The following is a 13,046-nucleotide window of genomic DNA, read 5'->3' on the forward strand; positions in this document are numbered from 1 at the left end:
GAATGCTCCTGTCGTCCCGGAGTGGGAGGCCGGGACCTCGGGGTCACGCGGTCGCCGTGATCAGCTCGAAGGGACCCGGAAGTACGGTGACGTCCCGGAAGCCGCTCTCCCGGAGCAGCAGCGCGTAGTGCTCGATCTCGTAGAGGCGGCTGACACAGGTGTCGACGCCGATGAGGAAGTACGACCAGAAGAACTGCCCGGCGAGCCGGTCGGGGGTGCGGAACTCCTCGCAGATCAGGATCCGCCCGCCGGGTTCGAGGGCCGCGCGGGCCTTGCGCAGCAGCGCGCGGGCGGTGGAGACCGGCCAGTCGTGCAGGACCCGGACGAACGACAGCGCGTCGTACCCGCGTGGCAGCGGGCCGTCCAGGAAGTCCCCGGCGACGAACCCGAGCCGCCCGCCGAGGCCGCTCTCCTCCCTCGTACGCTCCACCAGCGGTTCCGCCGCGGGGAGGTTGAACACGTCCACGTGGAGGGCGGGCGAGTGCCCCAGCAGGTGGGCGCCGAGGGTGCCGTCGCCGCCGCCGACGTCGAGCAGCCGGAGCGCCCGCCCGCCCCACAGCCGTCCCGCGTGTGTGCGGAACGTCTCGATGACGGGGCGGAGTCCCGCCGCCATGCTCCGCTCGAATCCGGCCATCTGCGTCTCGTCGCGCGGAGGCCAGCCGAAGGTGTCCGTGGGGATCGACATCTCGCCGCGGAGGACGTCGTCGAGCCTGCCGTGGAGCAGGCGCCACGGATACCGGTCGCGGTCGTGCTCCAGCGAGCCGGGACCGGCGACGGCCTCCGCCGCCTGCCGCAGGCCGGGGACCGCCCGGTACCGGACCTGGCCCAGGTCGTCGCCGGACTGCTCCCGGTGGACGAAACCGAGGCTTTCCAGGCAGTCCAGCAGCTTGTACAGACGGCCGGGCACGACGCCGAGCCGCACGCTGAGGTCGGCCAGGGAGACGGTGCCGGTGTCGTTCTCGGTGTCGGTGTCGGTGTCGGTGTCGGTGTGATGTGTACGGCCGGTCTCGTCCGGGTGGCTCATCAGGATCTCGCCGCCTCGGCCCTGGACGCTCCGGGCGCGTACCCGCCGTCGCGGTTCCAGGTGGCGGTCATCTCCTCCCGGACCTTCCACAACTGCCGGAAGAGAGGTTGCGTCATCCGGCCGGTCAGCACCTGCGTCGGGACACCGTCGAGCGCCGCGGTGCCCCGGCTGACACCGATCGTCCTGCGTACGAGCATGAAGTGGGTGACGAGCCACATCCGGTAGGCCTCGTCCACGTCGACGAGCAACTCGAACGTGCGCTTCAGATCGGTGTGGCGAGTGCCTCCCGCCTCGTAGACGTTCAGTATCGAAACCGTCCTGCGGGTGGCGAGCCGGTCGAGCGCGTTCGATATGTACTCGGCGGCCACTCGCAGGCGGTTGTATCCCGGTGACTCCTGTCCGCTGCCGTTGCCGAGATGCCGCCGGATCGTCTGGTAGGAGTCGGGCGTCAACGTCTCCAGGACGCGCAGTTCCCCGGTGAGGCAGCGAACGATGCGCGCGATCCGCTCCAGCCGTGCCGAGGCGTCCCAGAGCGCGTCGAGATCCAGATCGCCGACAAGTTCCGTCATCTCGTGCGTCAATAGTTTCAGCCACACCTCCTGAGCCTGGTGGACCATCTGGAACATCAGCTCGTCGGGGAGACGAGTTCCTCGGCGGTCGGCTGTAGCGAGAACAGCTCCGAGGTCTTCACATACAACTCGTAGTCCAGTTTTCCCTCCCCGAAGAAAGTCTTCAGAACCGGGTTGAAAATCGGTTCGGACATCACCCTGCGTAGTTCTTCCATGGCGGAGCCGTCAGGGTTGACTTCCATGTTTCTCCTCGTGTGCGTTGTCAGGCGGCCGTGACGCTCTGGATCGCGTCCGGCGGAGGTGGTGGCGGTGGTGATGATGGTGTGGCGGCGGCGCGGTAGCGCTGCGGTGGCGGTGCGGTGGCGGGAATCTCACGGGTTCCGAGGGGTTTTCAGGGTCTCGGGTCCGCGTGAGCGACGTGCTCGGGCGACCTCACCCGGGACGGCGGCGTATGTGAGATCCGATGTCCGCCGGAGGGGTGAGGGGCTTCGAAACCTCTTTCGTCGTCCGGTCCGGGTGTCATGCTTGCCGGAAGCCTTTCCCGGATCCATGGACTCTCACATTTCCGCTGGTTGGAGGTGCGCGGGAAAGCGACGACAAGAAGGGGATCCGGCGTTCGGGACGCGGTTCTCGAAGTCGTTTCCGGCGCACTTCGAGGCTCCGGTCTCTTTCTTGGGGAATCCTTGGAAATGACTTGGAAAGAACTGTCCGACGGCCTGAGGAAATGGCCCGGATTCACGAGAAGTTCTTTTGGAGGAAAGGTTGGGTTAGCCGGGAAAACGCCCGAGGTGGTTGGCCCAGTTTTTTCCGCCGGTTACCGGGTTTTCGGCCCGCCTTAACGCCGATGCCGATGTCGGCGCCGACGCGGGGGCCGAGGGCGGGAAGGCGGGGGCCGGGGAGGGGCGGGCGTGCCCCGGTCTGTCAGGGGAGTTTGGTCCAGGGGCCCGGGGCGTGGTCGTCCTTGGGGATCCACAGCGCGGGCTGGAGCTCGCGGAGCCGCGTGGCGCAGCCGTCGTTCCAGGGGAAGCGGCCCGCGGCGTCCGGCCAGACGATCTCCATGAAGGACAGCGGGGGTCGCTGGTAGAAGTGCAGTGCCGTGCCGAACAGCGACCGGTACCAGCTCGTGTCCACCGCTCTCGCGACGACCGGATAGTTCCTGATCACGTCGTCCCGCTCCCGCCCCTCGTCCAGGTGGCGTCCGGCGGCGACCTCGTCGGCCAGGGTGTCGAGGCAGTTGCCCATCACGTCCGCGCGGAGGCCGAACATGGCCGCCTCGGGGGAGCGGAGCGTGTGCCACAGCCCGACGGTGAACGCCCAGCCCGGCCCGTCCTCGTCCTCCGGGACCGTCACGACCGCCCACCCGCGATCCCGGACGGTTCGCATCGTCCTGAGGGTGGCCTCGTCGAGCTCCACCTCCTGCTCGACGCACAGCAGGCAGTGGCACGCGCTCTGGTGGAACATGTGCCTGATCGTAGGGCTTTGTGGTTGTTCATGCCTACAAGTCCGACCGCGCCTGCCTCACTCCGTACGGGGGCTATTTGTGCGCGAGGGTTGACAGTGGTTATCGCCGATGTAACTATCGCAAAAAATCTTACAAATATCTGAAAATGGATTCGAGTAACTCGAATGAAGAGCGGTAGGAAATCATCAAGCGTCGATAAGGCATTTGAGCTGATCAGTGCTGTTTCCGGAAGCGGTCAGTCCGGAATGACCCTGGGCGAGCTCGCGGCGCACACCGGCGTCGCGGTCAGCACCGCCCATCGCTACGCCATCTCGCTCCTGGAACTGGGCGTCCTGGAGCGGGACGCCACCGGTGCCTTCCGGCTCGGCGTCACCCTCATCACCCTCGCCGGGCGCTACCTGGAGGAGGACGGGCTCCGCGCCGCGGCCCAGCCGTACCTGGCGGAGCTGGTCGAGATCAGCGGGGAGACCGTCCACCTCGGGGTCCCGGTCGGCCACCACATCGTCTACGTCGACAAGGTGGAGAGCGCCAAGTCGGTGCGCCTGGTCTCCCGGATCGGCAGCCGCGTACCGCTGCACTGCACCGCGATGGGCAAGGCGGTCCTAGCCTTCCTCGACGAGCCGCGCCGCGCCGAGATCCTGGCCGTGCCGTCGGAGCCCCGCACGCCCAGAAGCCTCACCGGCGACGCGCTGCTCGCCGAGCTCGACACCGTACGCGACCAGGGCTTCGCGATCGACGACGAGGAGAACGAGGAGGGGGTGCGCTGCATCGGCCTGCCGATCATGAACGCCTCCGGCCGCCCGGTGGGGGCGTTCAGCGTGTCGGCCCCGGCCGGGCGGTTCAGCCTCGGCGACTGCCACCGCCTGGCGCCGGTCGCGCTCGGGATGGCCGCGGACATCGGCCGCCGCATCGGCTACGCCGCCCCCAGGACCCGCAAACCCGCCTGATCCTGGCCTTTTCCAAGACTCCGCAGCTCGTACCGCAAGGCTTGTATGGAAGGAAGTGCTACGAATGTCCGCTCTCACCTCGCCGGACGCCTCCGTCATCACCGTCCGTAACCCCGGCACCGGCGAGCAGCTCGGGGAGGTGGAGGCGGCGAGCGCGGAGCGGGTGGCCGCGGTCGTCGAGGCCGCCCAGGAGGGCCAGCGGGCGATGGCGGCGATGCCCGCCCACGAGCGCGCGGACCTCCTGCGCCGGGTGGCCGACCTGATCGAGGCCGAGCGCGCCGAGCTCGCCACGCTGCTCGCCGCCGAGAACGGCAAGCCCGTGCAGCAGACCCGGGGCGAGGTCGACGCCGCGATCCGGATCTTCCGCGGGTACGCGGGGGAGGCCACCAGGCTCTTCGGCCGCCAGATCCCGCTCGACGCCGTACCCGGCCTGGAGCGGCACCTCGCGGTGACGCTGCGCGAGCCGCTCGGTGTCGTCGCGGCGCTGGTCCCGTTCAACTACCCGGTCGAGCTGTACGCGCACAAGGCCGCCGCGGCCCTCGCCGCGGGCAACGCCGTCGTCGTCCAGCCGCCCGCCCGCTGCCCGCTGTCCCTGGTCAGGGTCGCCGAGCTCGTCGAGCGGGCCGGTGCGCCCGCCCACGCCCACCAGCTGGTCACCGGGGGCGTCGAGGTGTCCCAGACGCTGGCGGGGCACCCCGGGATCGCGGCGGTGGGCCTCACCGGCAGCACCGCGGCGGGCCGCGAGATCGCCCGCCTCGGGGCCGCGACCCTGAAGAAGGTCTTCCTGGAGCTCGGCGGGAACGACGCGCTCATCGTCTGCGACGACGCCGACGCGGAGGAGGCCGCCCGCGCCGTCGTCCTCGGCCGCCTGGCCAGGGGGAACGGGCAGATCTGCTGCGCGGTCAAGCGCGTCTACGTCCAGGACGGCATCCACGACGCCTTCGTCGAGTCGCTGCTCGGCCAGACGGCGAAGCTCTCCGTCGGCGACCAGCTGCTTGAGGAGACCGACGTCGGCCCCCTCATCGCCGAGGAGGCCGCGGAGCGGGTCGAGGCGGCCGTCGGCAGGCTCGTCGGGGAGGGCGCCAGGCTCGCCGCCGGGGGCGGCAGGCGCGGCGCGTTCGTCGACCCGGTCGTGCTGGTCGACGTGCCCGCCACCAGCCCGACCTTCGCCGAGGAGATCTTCGGCCCGGTGGCGCCCGTCGCCCGCTTCAGCGACCCCCTCGACGCGGTGCGGATGGCCAACGAGTCCCCGTACGGCCTGCACGCCGCGGTCTTCACCCGGGACGTCTCGCGGGCGTTCGGCATCGCGCGGCGGCTCGACGTGGGCGGGGTCGTCATCAACGGCTCGACCGCGCTGCGCGCCGAGAACCTGCCGTTCGGCGGTACCAAGGACACCGGCGGCTACCGCGAGGGCCTGCACGACACCGTCCTCGACTTCACCCGGCAGAAGACGGTCATCGTCATGGAGGCCTTCGGATGAGCCTGGAGCTCCGGGGCGTCCGCAAGGACTACGGCGGCGTCGAGGTGCTGCACGGGGTGGACCTCGTGGGCCACCCCGGCGAGGTCCTCGCCGTGGTCGGCGCGAACGGAGCCGGCAAGTCGACCCTGATCAGGATCCTCGCCGGCGCCCAGCCCATGAGCGCGGGCGAGATGTGGATGGACGGCGAACGGGTCGAGCTGCGCTCGCCGCACGACGCGCACGCCCGGGGCATCCGCACGGTCTACCAGGAGCTGACGCTGGTACCCCAGCTGTCGGTCACCGAGAACCTGCTGATGGGGCACTTCCCCAGGAAGCGCGGCGGGCTCATCGACTGGGCGGCGGCGCACGCCCGCGCCGGGGAGCTGCTGGAGAGCATCGGCTTCGGCGCGATCGACCCGCGTACCGTCGCGGGCAGCATGACGGTGGCCAGGCAGCAGATGGTGGAGATCGCCAAGGCGCTGGTGGACGAGCCGCGCGTGCTGGTGCTCGACGAGCCCTCCGCGGTGCTGGCCGGGAGCGACCTGGAGTCGCTGTTCGCGCTGATCAGGCGGTTGCGGGAGCGCGGGGTGCTGGTCGTCTACGTCTCCCACCGGCTCGCGGAGGTCCTGGAGCTCGCCACCTCGATCGTGGTGATCAAGGACGGCAGGATCGTCGAGACGACCGAACCCGCCCGCACGGGCGAGAACGAGCTGATCCGCCTCATGGCGGGCCGCCGCCTCGAACAGATCTACCCCGACCGGCGCGCGGGGCACGGCGAGGTACGGCTCAGCGTCTCCGGGCTCACGCGCGGGGGCGAGTTCGAGGACGTCTCGTTCTCCGTGCGCTCGGGGGAGATCGTCGGGCTGTTCGGCCTGGTCGGCTCCGGCCGCAGCGAACTGGCCCGCTGCGTCTTCGGCGCCGAACCCGCGTCCGCGGGCCAGGTGCGCATCCGGTCCGGTTCCGATTCCGGTGCCGGTGCCGGTGCCGGGCCCGCGTCCGCGTCCGCCGATTCGGAGCGCGGGCGGTCCGATGCCGGGCCCGCCGCGCGAACGGGTGCCGGGCCCGCCGCGCGAACGGGTGCCGGGCCCGCCGCGCGAACGGGTGCCGGGCCCGCCGCGCGAACGAGCGCCGACTCCCCGTCGCCGGGCCGGGCGCGCGGCCGGTCCGGTGTCGTCGGTTTCCGTACGCCCGCCGAGGCCATCGCGGCCGGGCTCGCGCTCGTCACCGAGGACCGCAAGCGCACCGGCCTGGTGCTCGGCATGAGCGTGCTCGACAACATCACGCTCACGACCCTGTACTCGGCCACCCGGGGCCCGCTGATCGACACGGGCCTCAGGCGCAGGAACGTCACCGACATGATCGACCGGCTGGGCATCCAGCCCCCGGGGTGCGCCTCGATGCCGGTGGTCAACCTCAGCGGCGGCAACCAGCAGAAGGCCGTGCTCGCCAAGTGGCTGCTGGCCGAGCCGCGCGTGCTCATCCTCGACGAGCCGACCCGGGGCGTGGACATGGCGGCGAGGGTCGACATCTACCGGATGATCGACGACCTCGCCCGGCAGGGCCTCGCGGTCCTGCTCATCTCCTCGGACCTGACGGAGGTGCTCGGCGCCACCGACCGGGTGCTCGTGATGAACCAGGGGCGCATCACCGGCGACCTGCGTTCCGACCAGACCACGGAGGACGAGATCCTCGCCCACTCGATCGGACTCACCGCATGACCCGCACAGCCCCCGCCGGTCCGGCGGCCTCCATCTCCGGAAGGTTCCCCCGGCTGGTCCTGGCGGGCCGGGACCTCACCGCGCAGGCCGCGTTCGTCACGCTCATCGTGGCGCTCGTCGCGGTGGCGGCGCTCACCTCCGACACGTTCCTCACCCAGACCAACCTCACCAACCTGCTCAAGCAGATGGTCACCACCGGCCTGCTGGCGTACGGCATGCTCGTGGTGATCCTCACCGGAGGCATCGACCTGTCGGTCGGATCGGTGGTGGCCTTCTCCGGCATCATCACCGCCGGTCTCGTCTCCGATCTCCCCATTCCGATGGCGACGGTCGTGGGCATCGCCTGCGGGATCGGGTTCGGGCTGGTCAACGGCGTGCTGGTCGCCCGGTTCGGGCTGGCGCCCTTCGTGGTGACCCTCGCGGCGCTGACCACCGTCAGGGGTCTGGCGTTCGTCTACTCCGAGGTGCCGATCACCCCGGAGGACCCGGCGTTCCTCACGCTCGGCTCGGCGATGCTCGGCCCCGTCCCGCTGAGCACCGTGATCATGCTGGCCGTGTTCCTCGCGGGCGGCCTGTTCCTGACCCGCTTCCCGGCCGGCCGCTCCATCGTCGCGATCGGCGGCAACGCCGAGGCCGTGCGGCTCGCGGGCATCAACGTGCGCAAGCACGTGATCCTCGCCTACACGATCAGCGGCGCGTGCGCCGGCCTCGCGGGCGTCATCCTGGCCAGCCGGGTGGGCATCGCCCAGCCGAGCGTCGGGGTCGCCTTCGAGCTCGACGCGATCGCCGCGTGCGTGATCGGCGGTGCGAGCCTGGCGGGCGGGCGAGGGTCCGCGAAGGCCACCTTCGGCGGCGTCCTCGTCCTCGTACTGATCAACAACCTCCTCAACCTGTACGGCGTGCAGAGCTTCTGGCAACAGGTGCTCAAGGGACTGATCATCATCGCCGTCATCCTCGTCCAGCGCGCCAACCAGGCGCGTACCTGACGTACCCGCTCCACAACTCCCCCCGAGGTATACCGAAATGAACATCAGGAAATTCAGCGGCCTGCTGGCCTCCGGCCTTCTCGCTCTCAGCCTTGCCTCCTGCTCGTCCAGCGGAGGCGAGCCCACCACCGCGGCCTCCGCCTCCGGCGACGGCTCCTACACGATCGGCGTCGCCAACTTCATGCTGAGCGGCCCCTACTTCAGCGGCATGGACAAGGCGATCGCCGCCCAGGCCAAGAAGAAGGGCAAGATCGAGATCATCAGCACCGACGCCAACGGCGACGCGGCCAAGCTCGCCTCCAACGTCGAGGACCTGCTGAGCAAGAACGTCGACGCCATCATCATCTCCGGCGGCCCGCTGGAGTCGGCGCCCGCGGCGCTCAACGCGGCCAAGACGGCGAACAAGCCCGTGGTCCTGGTCGACCGTAAGTTCCAGGCCGGCGAGTACACCAGCTGGATCGGCCCGGACAACAAGGCGATCGGCGTGCAGAACGGCCAGTTCCTCGCCGAGAAGCTGCCCAAGGGCGGCAAGGTCGCGATCATCAAGGGCGGTCCCGCCGACAACAGCATCGGCCTGGCCCGTACCGAGGGCGTGAAGTCGGTGCTCGGGAGCACCGCGGGCATCACGCTCGTCGAGGCCCCCGACTTCGGCAACTGGGGATCCGACGGCGGCCTCACCGTGATGGAGAGCCTGCTGGCGACCAACCCCGACCTCGTCGCGGTGTTCTGCGAGAACGACGCGATGTGCCTCGGCGCGCAGCGCGCCATCGCGGACGCGGGCAAGGCCGAGCAGATCGTCATCGCGGGCGTCGACGGCCAGGCCGAGGCGCTCAAGGCGATCCTCGACGGCACCAACTACCTGGTGACCGGCCTGAACGACGCGGACATCATCGGCGCGATGGGCCTGGACAGGGCGGTCGAGATCCTGAGCGGCGCCAAGGTCGAGAAGGACACCGTGGTGCCCTCCCCGCGGGTCACCAAGGAGAACGCGGCCGAGTACTTCGACCCCAAGGGCGGCTTCTAGCCCCTTCCGATCCGCGGCCGTTCGGGGGAACGGCTCTGATCCGCGGCCGTTCGGGGGAACGGTTCGGGTTCGCGGCCGCTCGGGGAGCGGCGCGTGAAGTACGGCCGGTTGTGAACGGCGCTCGGGTGGCGGTCGGCGACGCCACCCGTGGTCGCCCGATATCGGGACGGAGGTGCGCACACCCGCGAGGGCGCGGGTCGCGTTCAGGCACGAGCAACGCCTTACTCGTCGAGTGAAGGGCACGTAACCCATGCGAAGAAACGTCAGAGGGGCCGCGCGCAAGGCGGCCCTCGCCGCGGTCACCACGACCGTCGTGGCACTCACCTCGTTCGGGGTCAGCACCCCCGCGACGGGCGAAACCGCCGCACCGGCCGGAAGCAGCACCCCCGGTCCGAGCACCCCGAGCACCCCGTCCGGTACGTCGGGTAAGACGGGCGCGGAGAGCACGAAGGCGGGCACGGCGAAGAGCGCCGCGGCCTGGACCCTGCTGCACTCGGAGAACTTCTCGTCCCCCATCAACACGGGCAACGCGCCGTGGGTGAGGGAGAACTACACCACCCCGTTCGACACGATCATGGACGACTCCGGCCAGTGGTACCGCAACGACTACGGGCCGGCCTGGACCACCGCGTTCAACTCCTTCGCCACCTACCGCAAGGAGTTCCCGGTCGGCCAGGGCGGCTGGCTGACGGCTTCGCTGTCGGCCCGCGACTGGAACAAGGACGGCGTCATCGAGTCGCCGCCGTCGATCACCACCGCGACGGTGGGCGGCGCGCCCGCGGCGGTGCTGAACGTGCCCGACCACACCGGTGGGGCGATCTTCCGGCCCACCAACAAGCTGCCCGACCAGTATCGCGTCGAGTACAAGCTCAAGACCATCGACTTCGGCGGCAAGCGGAACGGCTCGATCGAGTACAACGGCAAGGTCAACGGCTACGGCACCCAGGGATGCAAGACCCAGCACCCGTGGGGTGAGGGGTCCAGGAGCCCCGGCTGGAGCGGCAACGCCGCCGCGCCCTACTGCGAGTGGCAGGACGTGCGGTCGGGCCCGTACGGCTACAACGGCTTCCACTTCATGTCGATCGTGGACTTCGCGAACCCCGCGCCGAGGAACAACCACTTCTGGCACTATCGCCGCAAGGTGCTGATGGACTCCTTCTCCCAGCACCCCGACCGGGTCGGCAGCGGCACCGGCGGGCGGGTCTGCAACTCCAACACCAACCAGTACTACAACTACCGCGACGGCAACTTCAACACGGTCAACATGTGGATCAGCGGCCTGCCCAACTGGACGCCGGGGCCCGGCGGCCTCGCGGGCAACTCCCAGTGGTTCATGACGAGCTGCTCCGGCGGCGTGGCCGAGCAGCAGCTGTCGTCGGCGGCCGAGATCCAGCCCGAGCTGATGCCCAACCAGTCCTACACCTTCGCCATCGAGCGCGACGCCACCGGCTATGTCCTTGAGGCCAGCGGGAACTTCGCCCGGGTCGGGCAGAAGACGATCCGCTTCCACCGCCCCTTCATCGTCAACAACGCGCCGATCTGGCACTACAACGTCAAGCCCGGCGAGTATGACGGCCGCTACAACGCCACCCTCGTCCAGAACGACGTGAACGGCGGCGCGTCCTGGCCGAACCAGTGGCCGGCCGGCTCCCAGTACCCCGACTACTTCGTGATCGGCGACCTCTACACCAACGTCTACGAGGGCAGCGCGAGCCTGACGGACATCCGCCTCTACGTCCCCGAGACGACGCAGCCGGTCACCAACCTCGCGCTGAACAAGCCGGCCACCGCCAGCAACCAGTGCGCGGCCAACGAGGCGCCCGCCAAGGCCGTCAACGGCAGCTGGACGGGCGGCAACTCCGACAAGTGGTGCGCGCTGGGCGCCAGCAAGTGGCTCCAGGTCGACCTGCAGTCGAACACGCAGGTGGGGCGGTTCGTGGTGCGCCACTCCGGCGCGGGCGGCGAGAAGGCGTCCTGGAACACCCGCGACTTCGACCTCCAGGTCAGTACCAACGGCACCACCTGGACGAACGTCGTGAGCGCCCGGGGCAACACCGCCGACGTCACCACCCACACCTTCACCCCCGTCAGCGCCCGGTACGTCCGGCTCAACGTCATCACCCCGACCAGCGACAGCGACACCGCGGCCCGCGTCTTCGAACTGGAGGCCTATTCCAGCTGACGATGTCCTGCCCGGCCGGCGGACCCTCCTCCGGCCGGCTTCGGACCCGGTCGTTCCGTCTCCGACATGAGAGGTCCGAATCCAGCGGTGATTGCCGGTCTGAATCCTGCCAGCCCGGGGCCGCGTGCCCGCCATAGCTTTGCTCGCGTGCAGGACCCCTTCCTCGGCGAGGGGCCCGACGACGAGAGGGCTATTCCATGGACCTGCAGCTTTCCGGCCGTGTCGCGGTCGTCACCGGTGCCTCCAAGGGCATCGGCCTGGCCGTCACCCGTACCCTGCTCGAAGAGGGGGCCCGCGTCGTCGCCGCCTCGCGCAAGAGCACCCCGGAGCTGGACGCGCTCGACGGCGCCGGCCTTCTCCACGTACCGGCCGACCTGACCGACCCCGAGGCGCCGGGCCGGATCGTGGCGCGGGCCGTGGAGGCGTTCGGCGGCCTGGACATCCTGGTGAACAACGCCGGTGGCCCGCCGCCCGGCGTGGCCCTGCCGCGCTTCTCGTTCCTCGCCCCCACGGACGACGACTGGCGGGCGATGTTCGAGTTCAACCTGTTCTCGGTCGTACGGGCCGTCCGCGCCGCCGTTCCGGTGATGCTCCAGCGGGGCGGAGGCTCGATCGTCAACGTGTCCTCGGGCAGTGCCCGGCTGCCGGCTCCCATGAACGTCGACTACAACGCGGCCAAGGCGGGCCTGAACAATCTCACCAAGGCGCTGTCGGAGGAGTTCGCGCCGCAGGGCATCCGGGTGAACACCGTGTCGCCGGGGCCCGTCCGGACGGCGTGGTGGACCGAGGAGGGCGGCGCGGCCGACATCATCGCCGCGCAGGCGGGAACCGACCGCGACACCGTGCTGGACAGTGTCGCGGTGGAGATGATGAAGCTCACCACCGGCCGCCTCGTCGAGCCGAAGGAGGTCGCCGACGTGATCGCCCTGCTCGTCTCACCGCGCTCGGCGAGCACCACCGGCGCCGACTTCGCCGTCGACGCCGGTTTCCTCAAGGAGATCTGACCCGCCCGGCTCCGTTCCCGGCGGAGACCGGCTTTCCCGAGGTCACCTGACCCCCTCGGCGTGGTCCGGCAGCCGCGAGACGGTCTCGCGGATTCTGTCGTAGGGGAATGCGAGACTTTCGCCACCGCGCCGCGCGTTCCCACGACGCGGGGTCTCATGACGCCGGGTTCCCACGAGGTGGTGTTCCCGCGCGGAGGGGTTCCCCGGGCCGAGGGGTTCCCCTTGGCGCGGGGCGACCGGCTGCCCGTTCCGCGAGGAGGCATCATGACGACCCACGACCAGGGCGACCAGGGCGACGTCCTCATCGACATCCCCACCAACATCGGACGCCCCGCGCGCGGGGCCCTCGCCGCGGCCGGTTACACGACGCTCGCCCAGGTGGCCGCCACGAGCGAGCGGGAGCTCCTGCGACTGCACGGCATGGGCCCCAAAGCCATCGGCCGCCTGCGCGAGGCCCTCGCCGAACACGGCCTCGCCTTCGCCGAGCACTGAGCCCGAGCATGGAGCTCAAACATGGAGCTCAAACATCGAGCCCGAGCGTCGAGCCCGAATGTTGAGCCCGAATGTTGAGCCCGGACGCCGAGCTCGGCGGGTGAACCGGCAGGTCGGCCCGGGCTCCACGGCGGGCCGGAGGACGCGAGCCCCCGGCCCCGCCGCACGACGACGAACCC

At 70.2% G+C, this 13,046-nt stretch carries 12 protein-coding genes; 8 read left to right on the plus strand and 4 right to left on the minus strand.

The features are described 5' to 3' along the window. Nucleotides 1–43: 43 nt before the first annotated feature. From ACSC1Q_RS23915 to ACSC1Q_RS23930, 4 genes are all read right to left on the minus strand, one after another. Nucleotides 44–1,024, minus strand: a complete 981-nt coding sequence (locus ACSC1Q_RS23915) for a methyltransferase (protein ID WP_436760934.1) — start codon at nt 1,022–1,024, stop codon at nt 44–46. Beyond that, nucleotides 1,024–1,650: a tryptophan 2,3-dioxygenase family protein gene (locus ACSC1Q_RS23920; protein WP_436760935.1), complete on the minus strand. Its 627-nt coding sequence runs from the start codon at nt 1,648–1,650 to the stop codon at nt 1,024–1,026. Before ACSC1Q_RS23920 ends, ACSC1Q_RS23915 begins: the two co-directional genes overlap by 1 nt. Further along, a complete protein-coding gene (locus tag ACSC1Q_RS23925) occupies nt 1,650–1,835 on the minus strand; it encodes a hypothetical protein (RefSeq protein WP_436760936.1) in 186 nt (61 codons plus the stop codon). Before ACSC1Q_RS23925 ends, ACSC1Q_RS23920 begins: the two co-directional genes overlap by 1 nt. 679 nt (nt 1,836–2,514) lie before the next feature. After that, nucleotides 2,515–3,054: a DUF4262 domain-containing protein gene (locus ACSC1Q_RS23930; protein WP_436760937.1), complete on the minus strand. Its 540-nt coding sequence runs from the start codon at nt 3,052–3,054 to the stop codon at nt 2,515–2,517. A 165-nt stretch (nt 3,055–3,219) separates the two neighbouring features. Between ACSC1Q_RS23930 and ACSC1Q_RS23935 the strand changes: the two genes are divergently transcribed. From ACSC1Q_RS23935 to ACSC1Q_RS23970, 8 genes are all read left to right on the plus strand, one after another. Beyond that, nucleotides 3,220–4,002, plus strand: coding sequence for an IclR family transcriptional regulator (locus ACSC1Q_RS23935; RefSeq protein WP_436760938.1), 783 nt, complete (start codon nt 3,220–3,222; stop codon nt 4,000–4,002). A gap of 64 nt (nt 4,003–4,066) precedes the next feature. Continuing rightward, nucleotides 4,067–5,482 (plus strand): aldehyde dehydrogenase family protein, encoded by a 1,416-nt coding sequence (locus ACSC1Q_RS23940; RefSeq protein ID WP_436760939.1) that lies wholly within the window; start codon nt 4,067–4,069, stop codon nt 5,480–5,482. After that, nucleotides 5,479–7,179: a sugar ABC transporter ATP-binding protein gene (locus ACSC1Q_RS23945; RefSeq protein WP_436760940.1), complete on the plus strand. Its 1,701-nt coding sequence runs from the start codon at nt 5,479–5,481 to the stop codon at nt 7,177–7,179. Before ACSC1Q_RS23940 ends, ACSC1Q_RS23945 begins: the two co-directional genes overlap by 4 nt. Continuing rightward, on the plus strand, nt 7,176–8,165 hold the full coding sequence (locus ACSC1Q_RS23950; protein WP_436760941.1) for an ABC transporter permease: 990 nt from the start codon (nt 7,176–7,178) through the stop codon (nt 8,163–8,165). The genes ACSC1Q_RS23945 and ACSC1Q_RS23950 overlap by 4 nt, the downstream gene beginning before the upstream one ends. Nucleotides 8,166–8,202: 37 nt before the next feature. Then, nucleotides 8,203–9,189: a substrate-binding domain-containing protein gene (locus ACSC1Q_RS23955; protein ID WP_436760942.1), complete on the plus strand. Its 987-nt coding sequence runs from the start codon at nt 8,203–8,205 to the stop codon at nt 9,187–9,189. Nucleotides 9,190–9,439: 250 nt separating this feature from the next. Continuing rightward, nucleotides 9,440–11,371, plus strand: a complete 1,932-nt coding sequence (locus tag ACSC1Q_RS23960) for a discoidin domain-containing protein (protein WP_436760943.1) — start codon at nt 9,440–9,442, stop codon at nt 11,369–11,371. A gap of 197 nt (nt 11,372–11,568) precedes the next feature. After that, complete coding sequence (locus tag ACSC1Q_RS23965) at nt 11,569–12,375, plus strand: SDR family NAD(P)-dependent oxidoreductase (protein WP_436760944.1); 807 nt, start codon at nt 11,569–11,571, stop codon at nt 12,373–12,375. 264 nt (nt 12,376–12,639) lie between these two features. Then, nucleotides 12,640–12,867, plus strand: coding sequence for a helix-hairpin-helix domain-containing protein (locus ACSC1Q_RS23970; RefSeq protein WP_436760945.1), 228 nt, complete (start codon nt 12,640–12,642; stop codon nt 12,865–12,867). Nucleotides 12,868–13,046: the final 179 nt, after the last annotated feature.

This window comes from Streptosporangium heterodermiicola (genome assembly GCF_051390675.1).
Taxonomy (GTDB): Bacteria; Actinomycetota; Actinomycetes; order Streptosporangiales; family Streptosporangiaceae; genus Streptosporangium.